At 67.0% G+C, this 9,976-nt stretch carries 10 protein-coding genes; 9 read left to right on the forward strand and 1 reads right to left on the reverse strand.

Annotated elements, in window-relative coordinates; all coding sequences use genetic code 11:
• The first annotated feature begins 188 nt into the window (after positions 1-188).
• From VF536_RS12275 to VF536_RS12315, 9 genes are all read left to right on the forward strand, one after another.
• Complete coding sequence (locus VF536_RS12275) at positions 189-1,448, forward strand: lipoprotein-releasing ABC transporter permease subunit (protein WP_331615131.1); 1,260 nt, start codon at positions 189-191, stop codon at positions 1,446-1,448.
• On the forward strand, positions 1,441-2,160 hold the full coding sequence (locus VF536_RS12280) for an ABC transporter ATP-binding protein (RefSeq protein ID WP_331615132.1): 720 nt from the start codon (positions 1,441-1,443) through the stop codon (positions 2,158-2,160). Before VF536_RS12275 ends, VF536_RS12280 begins: the two co-directional genes overlap by 8 nt.
• Before the next feature lie 97 nt (positions 2,161-2,257).
• On the forward strand, positions 2,258-3,148 hold the full coding sequence (gene purU, locus VF536_RS12285; RefSeq protein ID WP_331615133.1) for a formyltetrahydrofolate deformylase: 891 nt from the start codon (positions 2,258-2,260) through the stop codon (positions 3,146-3,148).
• A 21-nt stretch (positions 3,149-3,169) separates the two neighbouring features.
• Positions 3,170-4,003, forward strand: coding sequence for a TatD family hydrolase (locus tag VF536_RS12290; protein ID WP_331615134.1), 834 nt, complete (start codon positions 3,170-3,172; stop codon positions 4,001-4,003).
• Positions 3,996-4,532 (forward strand): DNA-deoxyinosine glycosylase, encoded by a 537-nt coding sequence (locus VF536_RS12295; protein WP_331615135.1) that lies wholly within the window; start codon positions 3,996-3,998, stop codon positions 4,530-4,532. The genes VF536_RS12290 and VF536_RS12295 overlap by 8 nt, the downstream gene beginning before the upstream one ends.
• A gap of 40 nt (positions 4,533-4,572) precedes the next feature.
• Complete coding sequence (locus VF536_RS12300) at positions 4,573-5,433, forward strand: spermidine synthase (RefSeq protein ID WP_414710356.1); 861 nt, start codon at positions 4,573-4,575, stop codon at positions 5,431-5,433.
• Between the two features lie 2 nt (positions 5,434-5,435).
• Positions 5,436-7,316, forward strand: coding sequence for a GspE/PulE family protein (locus tag VF536_RS12305; protein WP_331615136.1), 1,881 nt, complete (start codon positions 5,436-5,438; stop codon positions 7,314-7,316).
• A 213-nt stretch (positions 7,317-7,529) separates the two neighbouring features.
• A complete protein-coding gene (locus VF536_RS12310) occupies positions 7,530-7,997 on the forward strand; it encodes a tripartite tricarboxylate transporter TctB family protein (protein WP_331615138.1) in 468 nt (155 codons plus the stop codon).
• A 10-nt stretch (positions 7,998-8,007) separates the two neighbouring features.
• Positions 8,008-9,516: a tripartite tricarboxylate transporter permease gene (locus tag VF536_RS12315; RefSeq protein ID WP_088408712.1), complete on the forward strand. Its 1,509-nt coding sequence runs from the start codon at positions 8,008-8,010 to the stop codon at positions 9,514-9,516.
• Between the two features lie 269 nt (positions 9,517-9,785).
• Here VF536_RS12315 and VF536_RS12320 read toward each other — a convergent pair.
• The coding region (locus VF536_RS12320; RefSeq protein ID WP_331615139.1) for a hypothetical protein at positions 9,786-9,976 on the reverse strand (191 nt) is incomplete at its 5' end.

Below are 9,976 nucleotides of genomic sequence, written 5' to 3' on the forward strand. Positions count from 1 at the left end.
GTCGCATCGAGCCTTCCAAAAAAACTGACTTGGGCGCCGTCTGTTCGAGCAGAGCGAACCGCAGGTGAGCGGTGCGAGTTGGCGCCCGAGCGAGATGCGACAGCGGCCTGGGGCCCGCCCCGGTGTCCGTTGCTCATCAGCCAGCCCTAAGCGGGGAGGGTGGGGCGAGCGGTTAGCATCCACCCCCTATGAATTGGCCCTATGAGTTGCAGATCGGCTGGCGTTACACGCGGGCTGGGCGTGGAGGGCGCCGCAACCGCTTCATCTCCTTCATCTCCGGCGTGTCGATGTTCGGCATCGCGCTGGGCGTTGCCGCGTTGATCATCGTGCTGTCGGTGATGAACGGCTTCCAGAAGGAGGTGCGGGCGCGGATGTTGTCGGTGATCGCGCATGTGGAGCTGCTGAGTCCGACGGGTGATGGACTGCCGGATTGGCAGGCCCTGGCGGCGAAGGCGCAGGGGCAGCCGCACGTGGTGGCGGCGGCGCCGTTCGTATCGGGTCAGGCCTTGATCGCGCGCGGTTCGGACATGCGCGGGACGATCGTGCGGGGCATCGATCCGGCGTTCGAGCCGAAGGTGACGCCGATCGCGGCCGAGCTGGCGAAGCAGGGCTTGCTGGAGCGGCTGCAGCCCGGGCAATGGAACGTGATCCTGGGCGTCGAGCTGGCGCGCCAGCTGGGCGTGCAGAAGGGCGACAAGATCACGCTGGCGATTCCGTCCGGGCAGGTGACACCGCTGGGCGTGCAGCCGACGCTGCGCCAGTTCACGCTGGTGGGTGTGTTCGAGGCGGGGCACTACGAGTACGACAGCGGCCTGGCGCTGATCCATGTCGGCGATGCGGCGAAGGTGTTCAGGACCGGCACCCCGAGCGGCGTGCAGCTCAAGCTGGATGACGTGCAGCTGGCCCGGGAGGTCGGCGCCCAGCTGCAGCGCGCGCTGGGCCCCGAGGTCTACGTCCGTGACTGGACCCGCACCAATGCCAACTGGTACGACGCGGTGCAGGTCGAGAAGCGCATGATGGGCATCATCCTGACGCTGATCGTCGCGGTCGCGGCTTTCAACCTGGTCTCGACGCTGGTCATGACCGTCACGGACAAGCAGGCTGACATCGCGATCCTGCGCACGCTCGGCGCGAGCCCGCGCTCCATCATGGGCGTGTTCCTGGTGCAGGGCGCGCTGGTCGGCATCATCGGCACCTTCGGCGGTCTGGTGCTCGGCCTGGCGGTCGCCCACAACCTGGACGTCATCGTCCCGGCCATCGAGAAGCTGCTGCACACCACCTTCCTGCCGGCCAGCATCTACGTCATCAGCCACATGCCCAGCGATCCGCAATGGGACGACATCCTGCCGATCACCGTGACCTCGTTGGCGTTGTCCTTCGTCATGACCCTGTATCCGAGCTGGAATGCCAGCCGTGTCCAACCGGCGGAGGCGCTGCGTTATGAATGACCGCAACGGCGACCGCCGCGCCGCGCCCGGCCAGGTGGTGCTGCAAGGCCTGGGATTGGGCAAGCGTTTCGTCGAGGGGCCGCTCGACGTGCAGGTCTTCCATGACCTGGACCTGATCGTGAAGGCTGGCGAGACGCTGGCGATCCTGGGCGCTTCCGGCTCGGGCAAGAGCACGCTGCTGCATCTGCTCGGCGGTCTGGACACGCCGTCTGCCGGCCGCGTCGAACTGATGGGCCGCAACCTCGGCGAGCTCGGCGAGAAGGCCCGCGGCGACTGGCGCAACCAGCACCTCGGGTTCATCTACCAGTTCCACCATCTGCTGCCGGAATTCAGCGCGCTGGACAACGTCGCGATGCCGCTGCGCATCCGCCGCGTGCCGCAGGAGCAGGCGCGCGAGCAGGCCGCGAAGGTGCTGACGCGCGTGGGTCTCGGTCCGCGCGTGCTGCATCGCCCGGGCGAGCTGTCCGGCGGCGAGCGCCAGCGCGTGGCGATCGCCCGCGCGCTGGTCACCGGCCCGGCCTGCGTGCTGGCTGACGAGCCGACCGGGAACCTCGACCGCTCGACGGCCGCGACGGTCTTCGAGCTGATGCTGGAGATGGCCCGCGAGCTGGGCACCGCCTTCGTCATGGTGACGCACGACCAGGATCTGGCGGCGCGTTGCGAGCACCAGCGCCGGCTGGTCGGCGGCGCCTTGCAGCCGCTGGCCGCTTGAAGCCGCGACGCCTCGGCGATCCCGCCGAGGCTGGGTTGCCCGATCGCGAGGCCGCAGGCGGTCGTTGCGTGACCGCTCGATTACGATGCAGGTCATCATGATCGCCTCGAAGCCTTCCTCGGAATCCCCGTCCACCCGCTTCATCCTGAAGCTCAGCTGTCCCGACCAGGCCGGCATCGTCCATGCCGTGACCGGCATCCTGCTGGCGCAGGGCGCCAACATCCTGACCTCGGCCCAGCATGGCGACGCGGATCACCGCCGCTTCTTCATGCGCATCGAGTTCGAGTGCGCCGAAGCCCGCCCGGCGGCCGCGTTGCGCGAGGCGTTCGCGCCGCTGGCCGCGCGGCTGGCCATGGATTGGGAACTGGTCGACGCGCAGCGCAAGACGCGCGTGCTGCTCCTGGTGTCCAAGCTCGGCCACTGCCTGAACGACCTGCTGTTCCGCGTGCAGACCGGGCATCTGGCCATCGAGATTCCCGCGATCGTCTCGAACCATCGCGACTTCTATCAGCTGGCCGCCTCGCACGACATTCCGTTCCATCATCTGCCGCTGCTGCAGGCCAGCGACGAGCAGAAACAGGCCCAGGAACGCAAGATCCGCGAGCTGATCGAGGATCAGCAGATCGACCTCGTCGTGCTGGCGCGCTACATGCAGATCCTGTCGCCGGAGCTGTGCCGCTTCCTGGAAGGGCGCGCGATCAACATCCATCACAGCTTCCTGCCCAGCTTCAAGGGCGCGCGGCCGTACCACCAGGCCCATGAGCGCGGCGTCAAGCTGATCGGCGCGACCGCGCACTACGTGACCTCGGACCTCGACGAAGGACCGATCGTCGAGCAGGACGTGGCCCGCATCGACCATTCGATGACGCCCGACCAGCTCGTGGCGATCGGCCGTGACGTCGAATGCGTGACGCTCGCCCGCGCCATCCAGTGGCATGCCGAGCACCGCGTGCTGCTCAACGGCCATCGCACGGTCGTCTTCCGCTGAGCGTCACGAAGGTCGGTCGCCATGTGGACTGACACGCACTGCCACCTCGACGCGTCGGAGTTCGATCCCGACCGCGGCGCCGTCGTCGCGCGCGCCGTGGCCGCGGGCGTGTCGCAGGTGGTGATCCCCGCGGTCGTCGCGGGGAACTTCGAGCAGGTGAGGGCGCTCGCGCATGCGCATGGCTTCAGCTACGCGCTGGGCATCCATCCGCTGTACGTCATGCATGCGCGCGACGAGGACCTCGGCCGCCTCGACCGGATGCTGGCCGAGTGCCGCGACGATCCGGGCCTGGTCGGCATCGGCGAGATCGGCCTCGATTTCTTCGTCAAGGACCTCGACGCGGCCACGCAGCAGCATTTCTATGTCGAGCAGCTCAAGCTCGCGAAGCGGCACGAACTCCCGGTGATCCTGCATGTGCGCCGCAGCGCCGACCAGTTGCTGGGCGGCCTGCGCCGCATCGGCGTTCGCAGCGGCGGCATCGGCCATGCCTTCAACGGCAGCCGGCAGCAGGCTGACGCTTTCATCGAGCTCGGCTTCAAGCTGGGCTTCGGCGGCACGCTGACCTTCGACCGGTCGCTGCAGATCCGCCGCCTTGCCGCGGAACTGCCGGCCGAAGCGCTGGTCCTGGAGACGGATGCGCCGGACATTCCGCCGCACTGGCTTTACCGGACGGCCGAGGAACGCGCTGCCGGCGCCACCTCGCGCAACGAGCCCGGCGAGCTGCCGCGCATCGGCGCGGTGCTCGCCGAACTTCGTGGCTGGACGCCGCAGGAGACGGCAGCGATCACCGGCCGCAATGCGCGCGCCGCGCTGCCGCGGCTGGCCGCGTTGGATGGCGTCCGCGCGCATGGCTGAGGTACTCGATTCGCCGGGATCGGCGGAACCCGCGCGTTGGCAGGGACTCGCGCCCGTCCACGCACCGGACGCCGAGTGGCTGCTGCTGGGCAGCTTCCCCGGTGTCGCCTCGCTCCAGGCGCAGCAGTATTACGGCCATCCGCGCAACCAGTTCTGGCGGCTGGTCGGCGAAGTCTTCGGCTTGGATCTGCTCGCGATGACCTATCCCGAGCGCCTTGCCGGACTGCGCGCCCACCGCATCGCGGTGTGGGACGTCATCACCGAGACCGAGCGCGAAGGCAGCCTCGACAGCGCGATCCGCAATCCCTCCGCAAGCGATCTCGGCCGGCTGCTTCAGCAGCTGCCGGCGCTGCGCACGATCGGTTTCAATGGCGGCACGGCCTTGCGCTTCGGGTTGAAGCAGCTCGGACCTCTTGCAGGCCGTTACCGCGTCCTGGGGCTGCCCAGCTCCAGTCCGGCCTACACGATGCCCTACGATGCCAAGCTTCGCGCCTGGCGGGAGCTCGCCGGGCCCTTGAACGACAGATGACGCGACCGGGCCCCGTGGACCCGGCATGGGAACGACAGCCGTGAGCAAGCAACGGGATTCGAAGAGCAACAAGGGCGGCAGATCGGCCGCATCGCCTGCATCGCCCGAATGGGTCGAAGCCACGCTGAGCGAATTCGACGGCGTCCGTTTCCTCCACCTCGACTCGATCTGGGTGCAGGGCGCGATGCGGCTCAAGAAGCCGGAGAAGCTCGAGCTGGAATACGTCCAGCGCATGATGGCCTGGATGCTGTGGCGCGACGCCCGCGAGATGACGCAGGGGCAGGCGGTGCAGCTGGGACTGGGCGCCGGCGCGCTGACGCGCTTCTGCCGCAAGCAGTTGAAGATGAAGACCACGGCGGTGGAGATCAATCCGAGCGTCATCAGCGCCAACCGGCACTGGTTCCACCTCCCCGACGACGATGAGCGGCTGCGCGTGGTCAACGAGGATGCCGGCGCCTGGGTCGCCGACGCCGCCAACTGGGGCAACGCGCAGGTGCTCAATATTGACCTGTACGACCACGAGGCGGCGGCACCGGTCCTCGACGACGAAGCGTTCTACGCCGACTGCCATCGCGTGCTCGCCGACGGCGGGCTGATGACGGTCAACCTGTTCGGCCGCAGCGCCAGCTTCACACGCAGCGCGACGCGGATCGCGAAGGTGTTCGGCTCCGACCAGGTCTGGCACCTGACGCCGACCCGCGAGGGCAATACCATCGTCGTCGCCGGACGCGGCGTGGCCGTGCCGGAGCGCGAAGTGCTCGAGCAGCGCGCCGCCCACATCGAATCCCGCCATGATCTGCCGGCCACCAAGTGGCTCAAGCTGGTCCGGCCCCTGCCCATGAACGTGATCCACCAGCTCCACGCGGCCACGGCCGGCGCGGCTCAAGCTACCGGCGAGTGACCATGAAACCCAGCACGTCGACGACCCCCAAGGACAAGAGCGGCACGCCCGCGCCGGCCGTCGAGCCCAAGGCGACCGCGCCGGTCCCGCCTCCGGCGCTTGCCTCCGCCAAGCCCAAGGCCGTGGACGGCGGCGGCTCGCGTCTCGAATGGCGTCAGCTCCTGCACTGGCTCGCCGAGGACGGCGTCATCGACCAGGAGCAGGTCCAGCGCACCGAGGCCCGTTTCGGCGGCGGCCACAGCGCGCAGCATCCGCTCACCCGGCTCGGCGCCGCGGGGCTGGTGCGCGTCGCCAACGGACGCCCCCTGGACACCGAGTCGCTGACCGAATGGCTGGCGGGTCGCCTGAAGCTGCCCTACGTCCGCATCGACCCGCTGAAGGTCGATGTCGGCCGCGTCGCCGACGTGATGTCCGCCAGTTACGCCGAGGCGCGTCGCTGCCTGCCCATCCTGGTCGGTCTGACCGACGTGACCATCGCGGTCGCCGAGCCGCAGGACATCGCCTGGATCCCGCAGATCGAGTCGCACACCCGCAAGCGGGTGAAGCTGGTGCTGGCCAATCCGCAGGAGATCTCGCGCTTCACGACCGAGTTCTTCACGCTGGCGCGCTCCGTGCGCGCGGCGACGAAGTCCGGCGAGTCCAGCCAGCCGGCGAGTTTCGAGCAACTGGTCGAGCTCGGCCGCAGCAACCGGCAGCTCGACGCCAATGACCAGGGCGTGGTGCAGGTCGTGGACTGGCTCTGGCAGTACGCCTTCGACCAGCGCGCCAGCGACATCCACCTGGAGCCGCGCCGAGAGATGGGCGTGATCCGCTTCCGCATCGACGGCGTGCTCCACACGGTCTACCAGTTGCCGCCCACGGTGATGGGCGCGATGACCGCGCGCATCAAGCTGCTGGGACGCATGGACGTGGTCGAGAAGCGCCGGCCGCTCGACGGCCGCATCAAGACGCGCAATCCGGCCGGCGAAGAGGTGGAAATGCGTCTGTCGACGCTGCCTACCGCCTTCGGCGAAAAGATGGTGATGCGGATCTTCGACCCCGATACCGCCGTGAAGGACCTGTCGCAGCTGGGGTTCTCCGCGCATGACGCCGACCGCTGGAACCGCCTGACGGCGCGGCCGCACGGGATCATCCTCGTGACCGGTCCCACCGGCAGCGGCAAGACGTCGACGCTGTATTCGACGCTCAAGCGCCTGGCCACCGACGAGGTCAACGTCTGCACCGTCGAGGATCCGATCGAGATGATCGAACCCGCGTTCAACCAGTCGCAGGTGCAGCCGGCCATCGACTTCAACTTCGCCGAAGGCCTGCGTGCGCTGATGCGGCAGGACCCGGACATCATCATGGTCGGCGAGATCCGTGATCTGGAGACCGCCGAGATGGCGATCCAGGCCTCGCTGACCGGTCACCTGGTGTTCTCGACGCTGCACACGAACGATTCGGCCTCGGCGATCACGCGGATGGTGGACCTGGGCGTGCCCAACTACCTGATCGACGCGACGGTGATCGGCGTGCTGGCCCAGCGGCTCGTGCGCACGCTGTGCCCGAACTGCAAGGAGCCGGATCCGGACGTCACGCGTGACTCGCTCAACGAGATGCTCAAGCCGTGGCGCCTGAACGGCGGCGTCAAGCCCTACCGGCCGGTGGGTTGCCTCGATTGCCGCAACACCGGCTTCCGGGGGCGCGCCGGGCTGTACGAACTGCTGCTGCTGACGGACAGCCTCCGCAAGCATCTGCATCCGAACACGGACATGACGGCACTGCGCCGCCAGGCGGTGCAGGAAGGCCTGCGTCCGCTGCGTCTGGGCGGCGCGATGAAGGTCGCCGAAGGACTCACGACCATGGATGAGGTGCTGCGCAGCACCCCGACCTGGGAAACCTGAGCGGAACCGAAACCATCCGTCTGCCGCCCCCCAGGCTCGCGGGGGCGGGTAAGCCCGCGCAGACAGGGCGAGGAGCCCGTGCCCACGGGCGGCGTGAAGATCGCCATACGCCCCGTGCGATGCGCGGCGTCTCCCCTTACGTGATAACCACAGACTGCGACGGGGACCCGATTCCTAGAATCGCGCCAATTCAAGCCGATAGAGGGTCCCTCCATGAAGATCAAGAGTCAACGCGACTTCTGGTCAGGGCTGATGTTCTTGGTCGTTGGCGCCGCGTTCGCGGCTGGCTCGATCATCAACTACAGCTTTGGCACGTCCGCCCGTCCCGGGCCTGGTTACTTCCCGTTCGGGCTGGGCGTCCTGCTCGCCATCATGGGAGCGGTGGTGGTGTTCAAGGCGCTCACCATCGAATCCGAAGGCGGCCAGCCCGTCGGTGCTTTCGCCTGGAAGCCGCTGCTGATCGTCGTCGGCGCGATCGTGATGTTCGGATTCGCGCTGCCGCGTCTGGGCATGATCATCACGCTGCCGCTGCTGATCACGATGTGCTCCTTCGCCAGCGACGAGTTCCGCTGGCGCGACGCGTTGCTTAGCAGCGTGGTCCTCACCGCGGGCAGCTACGGCATTTTCATCTGGGGTCTGAATCTCGTGATCCCCATCTGGCCGACCTTCCTGGGCGGCTGAGGAGTCACGCATGGATCTGATCAACAACCTGATGCTGGGGTTCGGCACGGCCTTCACGCCGGAGAACCTCCTGTACGCTTTCGGTGGCGCGGTGCTCGGCACCCTGATCGGCGTGCTGCCGGGCCTCGGCCCGGTCGCGACGATCGCGATGCTGCTGCCGTCCATCTACTCGCTGGATGCGACGCCGGCGCTGATCATGCTCGCCGGTATCTACTACGGCGCGCAGTACGGCGGCTCGACGACGGCCATCCTGATCAACGTGCCCGGCGAGTCCTCGTCGGTCGTGACGGCGATCGACGGCTATCAGATGGCGCGTCAAGGGCGCGCCGGCCCGGCACTGGCGGCAGCGGGCCTGGGCTCGTTCTTCGCGGGCTGCGTCGGCACGGTCATCATCGCCGCCTTCGCGCCGCCGCTGACTGAACTGGCCTTCAAGTTCGGTCCCGCTGAGTACTTCTCGCTGATGGTGCTGGGCCTTATCGGCGCGGTGGTGTTGGCTTCCGGCTCGCTGATCAAGGCGATCTCGATGATCGTGCTAGGCCTGCTGCTCGGACAGATCAACACGGACGTGATCTCGGGAACGCCACGTTTCTCGTTCGACGTGCCAGAGCTGACGGACGGCATCAACTTCGTCGTCATCGCCATGGGCGTCTTCGGCTTCGGCGAGATCATCGCGAACCTGGGCCAACCGGCCGAACATCGCGAGGTCTTCACCAAGAGCGTGAAGGGCCTGTGGCCGACCAAGCAGGACTTCCACGATGCGTGGCCGGCCGTGCTGCGCGGTACGGCGCTGGGTTCGGTGCTGGGTGTGCTGCCCGGTGGCGGCGCGCTGCTGGCTTCGTTCGCCGCCTACACGCTGGAGAAGAAGGTCTCCAAGACGCCGGAGAAGTTCGGCAAGGGCGCGATCCAGGGTGTCGCGGGTCCGGAATCGGCCAACAATGCCGGCGCGCAGACTTCCTTCATCCCGATGCTGACGCTGGGCATCCCGCCCAACGCGGTGATGGCGCTGATGGTGGGCGCGATGACGATCAAGGGCATCCAGCCCGGTCCGCAGGTCATGACCAGCAATCCGGAACTGTTCTGGGGGCTGATCGCGTCGATGTGGGTCGGCAACCTGATGCTGGTGATCCTGAACCTGCCGATGATCGGCATCTGGATCAAGCTGCTGACGGTGCCTTACCGGTTCCTGTTCCCGGCAATCGCGGTGTTCTGCTGCATCGGCACCTACACGCTGAACAACAACAACTTTGACGTCTACATGACGGCGGCGTTCGCAGTCATCGGTTATCTCTTCTACAAGCTGAGCTGCGAAGCGGCCCCGCTGCTCCTGGGCTTCATCCTGGGGCCGATGATGGAAGAGAACCTTCGCCGGGCGCTGCTCCTGTCGCGCGGCGACTGGACCACATTCATGTCCCGGCCGCTGTCGGCAGGCCTGCTCATCGCCGCGGCGTTGATGGTGGTGGTGGTGATGCTGCCGTCCATCAAGAACAAGCGCGAGGAAGCGTTCCAGGACGCTGATTGACCAGGCCACAGGTCCCTCCGCTTCATCGAAGACCCGCCTCGGCGGGTCTTTTTCTTGGCGCGACGCTGCTCGTCCTCAAGAGGAACAAGGACTTAGCGGCGCTTCGTGCGAACGGCGATCAGCTGTCGATAACTTTCTCTTGTAGTTCTTGCGAGCCGCTCTTTCGGCGTGCTACAGTCGCTGTCTTCGCTGCACAGACATCTGTCTTGCAGCGGTCTCCGAAGGAACTGTCGGAGATGTCAGGTGACTAACCGGGCCAGGCCCGGTTTTCATTTGGCGGCGAGATTCTCGCAGTCGACGAAGAAAATAATTTCTCTGGCTGCTTGACGGATTCGAAAGAAATCGTTCATAATCTCGCTTCTGCGCTGCTGACGACAAGTCAGCGACGCGACGAAGTAAGTAGCAAGGGGCTGAGGCCTTGAGCGAGTAGTTGCTTCGATGTTCTTTAAGAATTTACAGC

The sequence above is a fragment of the Roseateles sp. genome, from assembly GCF_036486225.1.
Lineage (GTDB): Bacteria > Pseudomonadota > Gammaproteobacteria > Burkholderiales > Burkholderiaceae_C > Roseateles.